Source organism: Thioalkalivibrio sulfidiphilus HL-EbGr7 (assembly GCF_000021985.1).
GTDB classification, from domain to species: Bacteria; Pseudomonadota; Gammaproteobacteria; order Ectothiorhodospirales; family Ectothiorhodospiraceae; genus Thioalkalivibrio_A; species Thioalkalivibrio_A sulfidiphilus.
In genome coordinates this window covers 1-12,998 of sequence record NC_011901.1, presented here as the reverse complement: position 1 = coordinate 12,998, position 12,998 = coordinate 1, and the positions used below count along the sequence as shown (strand labels likewise).

At 63.4% G+C, this 12,998-nt stretch carries 9 protein-coding genes; 1 reads left to right on the top strand and 8 read right to left on the bottom strand.

Features of this window, described 5'->3' with window-relative positions:
- Positions 1-4: 4 nt before the first annotated feature.
- The 4 genes from TGR7_RS00045 to prlC all read right to left on the bottom strand — a co-directional run bounded on the left by TGR7_RS00045 (position 5) and on the right by prlC (position 5,260).
- Complete coding sequence (locus TGR7_RS00045) at positions 5-640, bottom strand: nucleotide-binding protein (RefSeq protein WP_012636603.1); 636 nt, start codon at positions 638-640, stop codon at positions 5-7.
- Between the two features lie 143 nt (positions 641-783).
- Positions 784-2,247 (bottom strand): 4-hydroxy-3-polyprenylbenzoate decarboxylase, encoded by a 1,464-nt coding sequence (gene ubiD, locus TGR7_RS00040; RefSeq protein WP_012636602.1) that lies wholly within the window; start codon positions 2,245-2,247, stop codon positions 784-786.
- A 147-nt stretch (positions 2,248-2,394) separates the two neighbouring features.
- Positions 2,395-3,162 carry an exodeoxyribonuclease III gene (xth, locus tag TGR7_RS00035; RefSeq protein WP_012636601.1) on the bottom strand — a complete coding sequence of 256 codons (768 nt, stop codon included), beginning with the start codon at positions 3,160-3,162 and terminating at the stop codon, positions 2,395-2,397.
- 37 nt (positions 3,163-3,199) lie between these two features.
- Entirely contained in the window at positions 3,200-5,260 is a 2,061-nt protein-coding gene (gene prlC, locus TGR7_RS00030; protein WP_012636600.1) for an oligopeptidase A, read from the bottom strand.
- Between the two features lie 323 nt (positions 5,261-5,583).
- Between prlC and TGR7_RS00025 the strand changes: the two genes are divergently transcribed.
- Positions 5,584-6,459, top strand: a complete 876-nt coding sequence (locus tag TGR7_RS00025; protein WP_012636599.1) for a substrate-binding domain-containing protein — start codon at positions 5,584-5,586, stop codon at positions 6,457-6,459.
- A gap of 95 nt (positions 6,460-6,554) precedes the next feature.
- Here TGR7_RS00025 and gyrB read toward each other — a convergent pair whose 3' ends face one another.
- The 4 genes from gyrB to dnaA all read right to left on the bottom strand — a co-directional run bounded on the left by gyrB (position 6,555) and on the right by dnaA (position 12,860).
- Positions 6,555-8,978, bottom strand: a complete 2,424-nt coding sequence (gyrB, locus tag TGR7_RS00020; RefSeq protein ID WP_012636598.1) for a DNA topoisomerase (ATP-hydrolyzing) subunit B — start codon at positions 8,976-8,978, stop codon at positions 6,555-6,557.
- 48 nt (positions 8,979-9,026) lie between these two features.
- Positions 9,027-10,109, bottom strand: coding sequence for a DNA replication/repair protein RecF (gene recF, locus TGR7_RS00015; protein WP_012636597.1), 1,083 nt, complete (start codon positions 10,107-10,109; stop codon positions 9,027-9,029).
- 31 nt (positions 10,110-10,140) lie between these two features.
- Positions 10,141-11,241 (bottom strand): DNA polymerase III subunit beta, encoded by a 1,101-nt coding sequence (gene dnaN, locus TGR7_RS00010; protein ID WP_012636596.1) that lies wholly within the window; start codon positions 11,239-11,241, stop codon positions 10,141-10,143.
- Between the two features lie 251 nt (positions 11,242-11,492).
- On the bottom strand, positions 11,493-12,860 hold the full coding sequence (gene dnaA / locus TGR7_RS00005; protein WP_012636595.1) for a chromosomal replication initiator protein DnaA: 1,368 nt from the start codon (positions 12,858-12,860) through the stop codon (positions 11,493-11,495).
- Positions 12,861-12,998: the final 138 nt, after the last annotated feature.

Sequence of the window (12,998 nt, the reverse complement as noted above, 5' to 3'; positions counted from 1 at the left end):
GATGTCAGGGCTGGCTGCGCTTGCTGTTGAGCCAGCTGATGATGGGCTTCCACTGCTCACGGTCCAGGGCGGTGGCGTAGGGGGCCATCTCGTGGATGCCGATGCCGCGCTCGGCGGCACGGATGTAGTTCATGGAATCCCGCAGGTGGGTCAGGAAGGGTATCTTGAGGGTGCCCAGGAAGGCCTCCAGCTCCCAGTAGATGTTGGTCACCTCCCGCGCCCGGTTGGCCACCAGAGCGAGCTTGACCTTCTTGCCGGAGACCGGCGCGGAGTCCTTCACCTCGTGGATGAATTTCGCCACCGCGCGCATGTCGATGGGCGAGGGCAGCACCGGGATGAGCACGGTCTCGGCGCGACGCAGCAGCGCGGTCAGGTCCTTGCCGTGCACCGCCGCCGGGGAATCCATGATCATCACGTCCGCCTTGCGCACGCCCTTGAGGCCGTCACCGGCCCCATTCATGCCATGGATCCTTGGCCGCCCGGCGCCGCGCGCCTCCAGCCAGGCCAGGCTTGAACCCTGGGGGTCGAAATCGGCCAGCACCACGTCCTTGCCGGTACTGGCGTAATAGGCTGCAAGATTGGTCGCCAGCGTGGTCTTGCCTGAACCACCCTTGGCGTTGAGCACCATGATGTGACGCATGCGGATTCCCCTCTCCTGATCGTTTCGGCTTCAGACCCGATCAATGAGTGTGGACGATATAAGCGCCGTGGCAAGTCTCACGTGGTGAGTGGCAAGGAAATCAGGTGGTTTTTCCTTGCCACTTGAGACTTGCCACTGGCCACTTATAACCCCAGCGTTTCCCACATCTCGTCGACACGCCGCTTGACCGCCTCGTCCATGACGATGGGCGTGCCCCATTCGCGGGTGGTTTCACCGGGCCACTTGTTGGTGGCGTCGAAGCCGATCTTGGAACCGAGGCCGGAGACGGGGGAGGCAAAGTCCAGGTAGTCGATGGGCGTGTTCTCGATCATCACCGTGTCACGGGCGGGGTCCATGCGCGTGGTCATGGCCCAGATCACGTCCTGCCAGTCCCGGGCGTTCACGTCCGCGTCGGTGACGATCACGAACTTGGTGTACATGAACTGGCGCAGGAAGGACCAGACGCCCATCATCACCCGCTTGGCATGTCCCGGATACTGCTTGCGCATGGTCACCACGGCGAGCCGGTAGGAACATCCCTCGGGCGGCAGGTAGAAGTCCACGATCTCGGGGAACTGTTTCTGCAGGATGGGGATGAACACCTCGTTGAGGGCCACGCCCAGGATGGCCGGCTCGTCCGGCGGACGGCCGGTGTAGGTGCTGTGGTAGATGGGATCCCTGCGCGAGGTGATGCGCTCGATGGTGAACACCGGGAACTGGTCCACCTCGTTGTAGTAGCCGGTGTGGTCGCCGAAGGGCCCTTCCGGTGCGGTATCTCCCGGATGGATCACCCCCTCCAGGACGATCTCGGCGGAGGCGGGCACCAGCAGGTCCGAGCCCAGGCACTTGACCAGTTCGGTGCGTGAGCCGCGCAGCAGCCCGGCGAAGGCGTGTTCCGAGAGGCTGTCTGGCACCGGGGTCACGGCGCCCAGGATGGTGGCCGGATCGGCGCCCAGGGCCACGGCCACGGGGAAGGGCTCGCCGGGATACTTCTCACACCAGTCGCGAAAATCCAGGGCGCCGCCCCGGTGGGACAGCCAGCGCATGATCACCCGGTTGGGTCCGATCACCTGCTGGCGGTAGATGCCCATGTTCTGGCGTTCCTTGTGGGGACCCTTGGTGACCACCAGTCCCCAGGTGATCAGCGGTCCGGCATCGCCGGGCCAGCAGGTCTGCACGGGGATGCTGGAAAGATCCACGTCGGCGCCTTCCCTTACCAGATCCTGGCAGGACGCGCTGCCCACCTTCTTGGGCGCCATGTCCAGCACCTTCTTGAAGATGGGCAGGGTCTTCCAGGCCTCCTTCAGGCCCTTGGGCGGATCCGGTTCCTTGAGGAAGGCCAGCAGCTTGCCCACCTCCCGCAGGGCCTCGACGGAATCCTCGCCCATGCCCAGGGCCACGCGACGGGGCGTGCCGAACAGATTGCCCAGCACCGGCATGGTGTGTCCCTTGGGTTTTTCGAACAGCAGGGCGGGGCCGCCGGCGCGCAGGGTGCGATCGCAGATCTCGGTCATCTCGAGATGCGGGTCCACCTCCACGCCGATGCGCTTGAGTTCACCCAGGGCTTCCAGCTGGGCAATGAAGTCTCTCAGGTCTCGGTATTTCATGATGCGGCGATATTACCGCGAATGCGGCGGCTGTAGGAGAAACGACTGTAAGGCAAAGCAAACCGCGCAGGGTCCTTAGCAAGACCAAAAATTCTGGCGTCCTTTGCGCATACATTCGCCTGCCTTAGCGGTTTGCTTTTAATCACGTTAACTCACGAACTCCGCCACCACGGGTGCGTGATCGGAGGGACGTTCCAACCGCCTCGGTTCCACGTCGATGATGCAGGCGGTGCAGGTCTCGGTGAGCGCGGGGCTCGAGAGGATCAGGTCGATGCGCAGGCCCAGGTTGCGCCGGAAGCCCGCCGCACGATAGTCCCACCAGGAGAAGCTCTGCTCCGGCTGCTCGAAGCGGCGGAAGCAGTCGCTCAGGCCCAGGTCGAGGATCTTTTTCAGCGCCTCGCGCTCCGGGGTGGAGCAGAGGATCTTCTCGTGCCAGGCCTCGGGGTCGTGCACGTCCCGGTCCTCGGGGGCGATGTTGAAATCCCCCAGCACCACGAGCTTTTCGTGGCGCTTCATCTCCCCGGCGATGAAACCGGTGACCTTGCCCAGCCAGTCCAGCTTGTAGGCGTACTTCTCAGAACCCACTTCCGAGCCATTGACCACGTACAGGTTGATGACGCGCACGCCGTCCACCGTGGCGGCGAGGATGCGCCGCTGGGGATCATCCAGTCCGTCGATGTCCGTGAGCGGATCGAGCAGCTCGTGCCTGGCCAGAATGGCCACGCCGTTGTAGGTCTTCTGGCCCGAGTACACGCAGTGATAGCCGGCCTCGCGGATGGCCTCCACCGGGAAGGCGTCATCGGTGAGCTTGGTCTCCTGGAGCGCCAGCACGTCCGGCTGCTGCGCGGCCAGCCAGTCGAGCACCTGGGGCAGGCGCACCTTGAGAGAGTTGACGTTCCAGGTGGCGATTTTCATTTGATGCTCTAGAGGCAAGAGACTTCCAAAGCCGCCTTCATGCGGCTGCGCCTCTGGACTCCTCGATCAGTCCCGAATGCCTCAGCAGGGCATCAATCTTGGGCTCGCGTCCCCGGAATGCCTTGAACAGCTCGATGGCGGGCGCGGAGCCGCCCTTCTCCAGCACGTTCTCAAGGAACGCCCGGCCCACGTCGGGGCTGAACAGGCCTTCCTCCTCGAAGCGGGCGAAGGCATCTGCGGACAAGACCTCGGCCCACTTGTAGCTGTAATAGCCCGCCGCGTATCCGCCGGCGAAGATGTGCGAGAAGCCGTGCTGGAAGCGGTTGAAGGCCGGCGGTTTGACCACCGACACCTCGGCGCGCACCTGGTCGAGGATCTCCTGGATGCGCGCACCCCGTGCCGGATCGTACTCGCCGTGAATGCGCACGTCGAACAGGGAGAATTCCAGCTGGCGCACCATCTGCATGGCCGCCTGGAAATGGCGCGTGGCAATGAGCTTGTCGAACAGCGCCTGGGGCAGCGGCTTGCCCGTCTGGTAGTGGCCGGCGAACAGGTCGATGGCCTCTTTTTCCCAGCACCAGTTCTCCATGAACTGGCTGGGCAGTTCCACCGCGTCCCATTCTACGCCGTTGATCCCGGCGATGTCCGGATAGTCCACCCGGGTGAGCATGTGGTGCAGGCCGTGGCCGAACTCGTGGAACAGGGTGATCACCTCGTCATGGGTGAACAGGGCCGGCTTGTCGCCCACCGGCGGGGTGGAGTTGCAGGTCATGTAGGCGACCGGGATCTGCACCCGGTCCCCGTCCCGCACCCGGTTCATGCACTCGTCCATCCAGGCGCCGCCGCGCTTCTTGGGCCGGGCGTAGAGGTCCAGGTAGAACTGTGCGCGGGGCGTGCCGTCGGGATCACGGATCTCGTAGAAGCGCACGTCCGGATGCCACACGTCCACGCCGTCCACTTCTACGATGCTCACCTGGTAGAGGCGCTCCACCAGGCTGAACAGGCCGGGCACCACCCGGTTCACCGGGAAGTAGGGCTTGAGATCCTCCTGGGACAGGGCATAGGCATGCTGGCGCAGCTGCTCGCTGGCGTAGGCGATGTCCCAGGCCTGCAGATCATCGATCGAAAGGTGCTCGGCGGCAAAGCGGCGCAGTTCGTCGAGTTCCTGCTCTGCACGGGGCTTCGCGCGTGCCGCCAGGTCCTTGAGGAAGTGCACCACGGCCTCGGGTGATTCCGCCATCTTGGTGGCCAGCGACAATTGCGCGAAATCGCCATAGCCGAGCAACTGGGCCTGTTCATGGCGCAGGGCCATGATCTGTTCCATCAGGGCGCTGTTGTCGTACTTGCCGTCATGGGGCCCCTGGTCGGAGGCCCGGGTCACGTAGGCAGTGTAGAGCTCCTTGCGCAGCGCACGGTCCTCGGCATGGGTCATCACCGCGTAGTAGGCGGGGAAGTCCAGGGTAATCAGCCAGCCTTCCTGATCGGCGTGCCGGGAGGCCTGGGCCAGCATGTCCAGGGCGGAATCGGGCAGTCCGGCCAGGGCCGCACGGTCCAGCACCGGTTTCTTCCAGGCGTGGGTGCTGTCCAGGATGTTCTCCTCGAAACGGGACTGGAGATTGGACAGTTCCTGGGCAATGGCCTTGTAGCGGGCCTTCTTGTCTTCCGGCAGATCCACGCCGCTCAGATGGAAGTCACGCAGGGCATCGCGCACCACCTTGCGCTGGGCCTCGTCCAGATCCCCGGCGCCGGGACCCTCGCTCAGGGACTTGTAGGCCGCGTAGAGCGCCGCGTTCTGGCCGATCTCGGTGCCGTAATCGGAGAGCTTGGGCAGGCAGGCGTTGTAGGCGGCGCGCAGCTCCTCGCTGTTGACCACCGAGTTCATGTGCCGAACCGGCGACCAGGCCCTGTTGAGCCGGTCCTCCAGCAGGGACAGGGGATGCACCAGGTTCTGCCAGGTAAAGCCACTGTCCCGATCCAGCAGTTTCGCAATGGCGGCGCGGTTCTCGGCCAGCAGGCGATCGATGGCCGGCTCCACGTGTTCGGGTCTGATCTGGCTGAAGGCCGGCAGGCCTTCCTGCTTGAGCAAGGGGTTTTCCATGGCGGGTCTTGGGGTCTCGATCAGTCAGATGTTTGCGACCCTCACTTTATCACGCGGCTCTTCACGGCCGTAATGTCCCTGCTCCCTGGACTGATATGCGCGCAGCGATGGAATAAGGCTGGGCTTGGATGCATCTTATATTTTCTGCATCAACAACAAGATAGTGATTTTCCTCACATATTTCCCAGAAATGTGACGATCAGCGGCTGTTTGCTACCGTCTGGACAGGGACACATTGTCAACAGCCAAGACAAATACTTTAAATAGAGACATAAATCACAATAAAAGCGCGAACTGCGCCACACTACCAAAGGGTGATGAACATGATGCGCAAAATCGTTCTTGCAGGCCTGCTGGGCCTGACTGCCAACCTGGCCTACGCCGAAACCACCCTGTCCTGGGCCGGTTGCGGTATTTCCCGTCATGCCTTCATGGAAGAACTGGCGGTCGCCTTCAAGGAACAAACCGGCATCACCATCGATCTGGTCGGCGGTGGAGCCTCGCGCGGCATTCGCGAAACCGTCTCCATGGGTGCCGACATGGGCGGTACCTGCCGCCTGCCCCTGGATGGCCATGAGGCCGAGGTCGGCGCGCACCTGGAGCCGGTGGCGTGGGATGCCCTGGTGGTGATGGCCCACAAGGACGTGCCGGTGGATAACATCACCCTGGAGCAGCTGCGTGACATGTTCCTGGGCCGGCTGACCAACTGGAGTCAGCTGGGCGGTCCTGACCAGCCCATGCTGGTCTATGCCCGCCAGGGTAAGACCTCCGGCGTTGGCTTTGCCAAGCGCCGCCTGATCTATGCCAACATGGATCAGGAATTCACCGCCACCCAGTTCTTCGCTTCCAGCGGTCCCCTGGAGCGCGCCATCGAGGCAACGCCCTGGTCCGTGGGCGTGACCGGTATCAGCTCGGCCCAGCGCCGTGACGTGAAGATCCTCAAGCTCGATGGTCTGGAACCCAGCTACGACAACATCCGCACCGGCGCCTACACCCTGTACCGCCCGCTGTACGTGGTCTCCAACCCGGACAACCCCAAGAATGCCGAGGTGCAGCAGTTCGTGCGCTTCGTGGGAACCCGTCAGGGTCGCGACGTGATCCGCGCCAACGGCTGCGTGCCCTACACCGACGCCCTGGCCCTGATCATGAAGCAGCTTGACCAGGAACGCCGCGCCCGCGACATGGGTCTGTACAACTGATCGGCTGAATCTCTCCAGCCCACAAAAAAGCCCGGGATCAACCCGGGCTTTTTTGTGTCCGCACGCCGGACGCTTGGAAGTAAAACCCTTTAAAATCAGATATCTATGTTGGAGGCTGTGAGGGCATTGGCCTCGATGAACTCGCGTCTCGGCTCCACCTGATCACCCATCAGGGTGGTGAACACCTCGTCTGCGCGCACCGCATCCTCGATCTTCACCTGCAGCAGGCGACGGGTCTCGGCATTCATGGTGGTCTCCCAGAGCTGTTCCGGGTTCATCTCGCCCAGACCCTTATAGCGCTGCACGTTCAGGCCCCGGCGGGCCTCGCCCAGCAGCCAGTCCATCACCTGGCGGAAGTTGCTCACCGGCTGACGGCGCTCGCCACGGTGCACGGCGGCACCCTGGTCCAGGAGACCGTCCAGGCGCTCTGCCAGATCCCGGATGGCCCGGTATTCCGGGGAGGCGAAGAAATCCCGTCCGAAGCGCTCCACCTGCTCTGCGCCATGGATCAGGCGGGTGACGCGCACCTCGGTGCCGCCTTCGCCATCAGGCACCGCATCCACGGTGTAGCGGGCGGCCCCGGCGGCATCGCTGCGCAGGCCCTCCACCAGCCCGTCGAACCAGGCACGGATTGCCTGGGGGTCCTCGATCCGGGCGGGATCCATGGGGGTGGAGAAGATCATGCGTTCCAGCAGATCCCGGTCATGGCGGCGGGACAGGCGCTCCACGGCCCCCATGACGCCGATGTAGCGGCGCGCCAGGTCCTCCAGGGCCTCGCCGCTCACCGGCGGGGCCTCGGGATGGATCATCAGCCGGGCGTCCTCCAGGGCCATCTGCAGCAACAGGTTGTTGAGCTCCAGCTCGTCCTTGACGTACTGCTCCTGCTTGCCCTTCTTCACCTTGTACAGCGGCGGCTGGGCGATGTAGACATGACCGCGCTCGATCAGCACCGGCATCTGGCGGTAGAAGAAGGTCAGCAGCAGGGTCCGGATGTGGGAGCCGTCCACGTCCGCATCGGTCATGATGATGATGCGGTGGTAACGCAGCTTGTCAGCGTTGAATTCATCCTTGCCGATGCCACAACCCAGGGCGGTGATCAGGGTACCCACCTCCGCCGAGGACAGCATCTTGTCGAAACGGGCCTTTTCCACATTCAGGATCTTGCCCTTCAGGGGCAGGATGGCCTGGGTGCGACGGTCGCGACCCTGCTTGGCTGAACCGCCGGCGGAATCACCCTCCACCAGGAACAGTTCGGACAGGGCGGGATCCTTTTCCTGACAGTCCGCCAGCTTGCCGGGCAGGCCGGCCACGTCCAGGGCACCCTTGCGCCGGGTCATCTCCCGGGCACGGCGGGCCGCATCCCGGGCGCGCGCGGCATCGATGATCTTGGCGGTGATGACCTTGGCATCACCCGGGTTCTCCAGCAGGAAGCTCTGCAGGTGGTCGTAGAGCACCCCTTCCACCACGGCCTTGACCTCGGAGGACACCAGTTTGTCCTTGGTCTGGGACGAGAACTTGGGGTCGGGCACCTTCACCGACAGGACCGCGGTCAGGCCTTCCCGTGCATCATCACCGGTGGTGGCCACCTTCTGCTTCTTCAAAATGCCCTCGGCCTCCATGTACTGGTTCAGGCCACGGGTCAGGGCGGCGCGGAAACCCGCCATGTGCGTGCCACCGTCCCGCTGGGGGATGTTGTTGGTGAAGCAGAAGATGTTCTCCTGGTAGGAGTCGTTCCACTGCAGGGCCACTTCCACGGTGATGTCGTCCCGGTCCGCCACGCAGTAGATCACGTTCTGGTGCAGGGGGGTCTTGTTGCGGTTCAGATGCTCCACGAAGGCACGGATTCCGCCCTGGTACTCGAACACATCCTCCTTGCCGCTGCGCTCGTCGCTCAGCTGGATGCGCACACCCGAGTTCAGGAAGGACAGCTCCCGCAGGCGCTTGGACAGGATGTCGTAGTGGAATTCGGTGTCCGAGAAGATCTCGGTGCTGGGTCTGAAATGCACCCGGGTGCCGGTCAGTTCCGTGTCACCCACCTCCGCCAGGGGGGCATCGGGCACACCCAGGCGATAGACCTGGCGATGCACGCGGCTGTTGCGGAAGATGGTCAGTTCCAGCCATTCGGACAGGGCATTCACCACCGACACACCCACACCGTGCAGACCGCCGGAGACCTTGTAGGAATTGTCGTCGAACTTGCCGCCCGCATGCAGCACCGTCATGATGACTTCCGCGGCGGACCGACCTTCTTCCGGGTGGATATCCACCGGGATGCCCCGGCCATCATCCTGCACGCTCACGGAGCCGTCGGAATGGATGATCACCTGGATCTTGTTGCAGTAGCCGGCCAGGGCCTCGTCGATGGCATTGTCCACCACCTCGAACACCATGTGGTGCAGGCCGGTGCCGTCATCCGTGTCACCGATGTACATGCCGGGGCGCTTGCGGACGGCGTCCAGCCCCTTGAGCACCTTGATGTTGGATGAGTCGTAAGTCTTGGCCTGCTGCGGATCAGTCATACCTTGTCCTCTGGTAACACAGTCGCCCATTATACCACCGACCGCTCTTCAATCCCCGACCCGAAGGGTTCCATGTTCCACGTGAAACATCTGCCAGGAATCCCAGCCTGACAGGGGAACCTGATCCGACTCGATGGCCGTGACGAAAACCTGCGACCCCAGACCCTGCAGGCAGTTCATCAACCAGCCCCGGTGTCTTGCATCCAGTTCCGCCGGCAGGTCATCCACCAGGACTACCGGTGGAAATCCCAGTGTTTCCATCAGCCAGAGGGATTGGGCCATCTTGAGCATCAGCACCACGGATTTCTGCTGACCGCGGGACGCAACCTGTGCCACAGGCCGTCCATCGAGGCGGCACAGCAGTTCTGCACGATGGGGGCCGACCTGGGTGAATCCTGCCGAGCGGTCCCGTTGTACGGAGTGAGCAAGCGACTCCGACAAAGACTCTTCTGGATTCCAGCCCCTGCGGTACTCGAGGGCGAGACCAGAAGTCTCAGGCAGTTCCTGCTTGAGGGAATCAAGGTAGGGAAGGAGTGTCTGCAGGTGCGTGGCACGCGCCAGATCCAGTGCGCTGCCCGCCTCACCCAGGGCCGTGTCCCAGGCCGACAGCAGCCTGGCTGGGGACCGGTCCCGGAGCGCGGCATTACGCTGGCACAGCAGGTGACGGTAACGGCGCCAGTGGTCGTGGTAGGCCGGATCAGTGTGGAAGCAGCCCCAGTCCAGGAAGGCACGGCGGTAACCGGGTCCGCCGCTGACCAGCAGATGACTTTCCGGGTGCATGACCTGGAGCGGGAGCAGGCGGGCCAGATCCGCGAGGCTGCGGACGTTCTCGCCACGGATACGAGCTGTCGTGGAGTCCCTGGTTTTACGGATGCCCACCGGCCAGGGTTCGCCGCCGCCAGTAGATTGGATGCGGGCGACCACTTCGACGGCATCGCAATCGGGCGCGAGAAGGGGAGACAACTGCCGGGTACGGAAGGAATGGCCGGTGGAGAGGAGATGGATGGCTTCCAGCAGGCTGGTCTTGCCGGCGCCGTTAACACCATGGACGAGATTGAGCCCGGACACGGGATCCATGCGCACGTGACGCAGGATCCGCAGGCCTCGGACTTCCAGCCGGTTGAGGATCATGGGTGTCCGGGCAGGCGGCCCGGATCAGCGATCAAAGGCGCATGGGCATGACCACGTAAAGCGCATCCGTGGCGCCCGGGTCACGCATCAACACGCTGGAGTTGGCATCCTTGAAGGTGGCCTCGATCACGTCACCCTCCACCGTGTTGAGCACATCCAGCAGGTAGGTGACATTGAAGCCGATCTCCATGGCGGTACCGGTGTACTGGGCCTCGATCTCGTCCTCGGCCTCTTCCTGCTCCGGGTTGTGCGCCTGGATGCGCAGCAGTCCGTCACCCAGCACCAGGCGGATGCCGCGGTATTTCTCGTTGGACAGGATCGAGGCGCGGGCCAGTGCCTTGCGCAATGCTTCCCGCTCGACCTTCATGACCTGGTCGCCATCCTTGGGGATCACCCGGTCGTAGTCGGGAAAGCGGCCATCGATGAGCTTGGAGGTGAAGCGCAGCCGCGGCAGGGTGGCGCGGATATGGTTCGCACCGATCTGCAGGCGCACCGGTTCATCACTGTCCTCCAGCAGGCGCAGCAGTTCCTGTACGCCCTTACGCGGAATGATGACTTGCTGGGAGGAGGCGGTGTCCACCGTGGTGTTGAGCTCACACAGGGCCAGGCGATGGCCGTCAGTGGCCACGGTGCGGATCACGTTCTGACCCACCTCCAGCATCAGCCCGTTGAGGTAGTAACGCACGTCCTGATTGGCCATGGCGAAACTGGTGCGCAGGATCAGGTGACGCAGTTCCCGTTCCGTGAGGGTGAGTTCCTTGCTGCTGGAGATCTCGTCCAGGGCAGGGAAGTCAGCGGCGGGCAGGGCACTCAGGGTAAAGCGCGCACGACCGGAGGTGATCAGTACGCGGTCTCCTTCCGCCTGTATCTCCAGGCTTGCCTCGTCGGGCAACGCCCTGCAGATGTCCAGCAATTTCCTGGCGGGTACCGTGGCCTCGCCGGGGCTGGCACTGACCTCAGAGGCCTCGGCCACCAGCTCCACTTCCAGGTCCGTACCGGTGACGCTCAAACGATCCTCATCCGCCTTGATCAGCACGTTGGCAAGAATGGGCATGGTCTGACGGCGCTCCACCGCCCCGATGACCTGCTGCAGGGGCTTGAGCAGGTCTTCTCGCTGGATGCTGAATCTCATGGCTGGGTCCCGAATAGTTATTAAGTGTTTATAGGATGATGATAGTAATAAGCACGCCTGATTGACAGGTATAAGTCATTTTATTCTATTAATATCAAAGCCTTGAAATGTCTCTGCCTGTGGGCTTCAGGTGTTTATCCTGCTCAACAGCCTGTGTATGGATTGTGGATAAGTCAGCACAGGGGCGCTACCCCCGGGTTCCACACAACTTGTCCACAGGTTTATGCCCGATCACCTTACACCCTGCATGCTCAGCTGCTCAGGGTACGCAGCAGGTTCACATAGTCCTCGTTGATGCGCGGATCCGTTTCCCGCAGCTCCACCACCTTGCGGCAGGCATGCAGCACCGTGGTGTGGTCCCGGCCTCCGAAGGCATCGCCGATCTCCGGCAGGCTGTGATTGGTCAGCTCCTTGGCCAGTGCCATAGCCAGCTGGCGTGGCCGGGTAATGGAGCGGCTGCGCCGGGTGGAGTGCAGGTCCGAGACCCGGATCTTGTAGTACTCCGCCACGGTCTTCTGGATGTTGTCGATGGTGATCAGCTTGTCCTGCAGCGCCAGCAGGTCCCGCAGGGCCTCCTTGGCGAAGTCCAGGGTGATGGGTCGGCCGGTGAAGTGGGCATTGGCCACCACCCGGCGCAGGGCGCCCTCCAGTTCGCGGATGTTGGAGCGGATGCGCTTGGCCATGAAGAAGGCCACCTCGCTGGGCAGCTCCGTGTTGGCCTGCTCCGCCTTGCGCTGCAGGATCGCCACCCGGGTCTCCAGTTCCGGCGGCTCAATGGCCACCGTGAGCCCCCAGCCGAAACGGGACTTGAGCCGCTCCTCCAGACCGTCCACCTCCTTGGGGTATCGGTCGCAGGTCAGGATCACCTGCTGCTGGCTTTCCAGGAGCGCATTGAAGGTGTGGAAGAACTCTTCCTGGGAACGCTCCTTGCCGGCGAAGAACTGGATGTCGTCGATCAGCAGCGCGTCCACGGAACGGTAGTAGCCCTTGAACTCGTCGATGGCGTTGTGCTGCAGGGCCTTGATCATGTCGGCTACGAAGCGCTCGGAATGCAGGTAGACCACCTTGGCGCCGGGCCGATGGGCCAGGATGGCGTTGCCGATAGCATGCATCAGGTGGGTCTTGCCCAGGCCAACGCCGCCGTACAGGAACAGCGGATTGTAGGCCAGCCCCACGTTGGCGGCCACCTGCAGGCTTGCCGCGCGGGCCAGCTGGTTGGACTTGCCCTCGACGAAGTTGTCGAAGGTGAAATTGGGATTGAGGTTGTTGGTGAACTGCGCGGAGCTGGCGGCAGGCCGGTGTGAAACCGGCTGCACGTTCACCGCGGCGGTCACCGGCGCCGGGCTCGGACGCGGTTCCACGGTCGGGGCCGGCGGGCGGCCGGAACCCACCTCCAGCATCACCCGCCGCTGGGTGCCCAGGTCCGTGACCATGGCGTCGATGCGCTGGAAGAAATGGTCCCGGACCCAGTCCATGACGAAGCGGTTGGGGGCCAGCAGACGCAGGGCGTGGTCGTCCTCCACCGCCTGGAGGGGGCGAATCCAGGTGTTGAGCTGCTGTTCGGAGAGCTCGCTCTCGAGCCTCGCCACGCACTGTTGCCAAAGTGGACTGACGGCCAAGATCTGGGGTCTCCGGGGAGGATTCGTGGACTTCCGGTGAGGGCAAGAGTCTACCCCCGCGCCGAAGACTTATCCACACCCCCGAGTAGCCCTGAAAGCCGCATCATCATTGACATGCGACCGGCGACTGGTTACTTT

Coding starts and splice junctions, on each gene's coding strand:
- TGR7_RS00045 (WP_012636603.1), bottom strand. CDS start 640: ATGCGTCACATCATGGTGCTCAACGCCAAGGGTGGTTCAGGCAAGACC.
- ubiD (WP_012636602.1), bottom strand. CDS start 2,247: ATGAAATACCGAGACCTGAGAGACTTCATTGCCCAGCTGGAAGCCCTG.
- xth (WP_012636601.1), bottom strand. CDS start 3,162: ATGAAAATCGCCACCTGGAACGTCAACTCTCTCAAGGTGCGCCTGCCC.
- prlC (WP_012636600.1), bottom strand. CDS start 5,260: ATGGAAAACCCCTTGCTCAAGCAGGAAGGCCTGCCGGCCTTCAGCCAG.
- TGR7_RS00025 (WP_012636599.1), top strand. CDS start 5,584: ATGATGCGCAAAATCGTTCTTGCAGGCCTGCTGGGCCTGACTGCCAAC.
- gyrB (WP_012636598.1), bottom strand. CDS start 8,978: ATGACTGATCCGCAGCAGGCCAAGACTTACGACTCATCCAACATCAAG.
- recF (WP_012636597.1), bottom strand. CDS start 10,109: ATGATCCTCAACCGGCTGGAAGTCCGAGGCCTGCGGATCCTGCGTCAC.
- dnaN (WP_012636596.1), bottom strand. CDS start 11,241: ATGAGATTCAGCATCCAGCGAGAAGACCTGCTCAAGCCCCTGCAGCAG.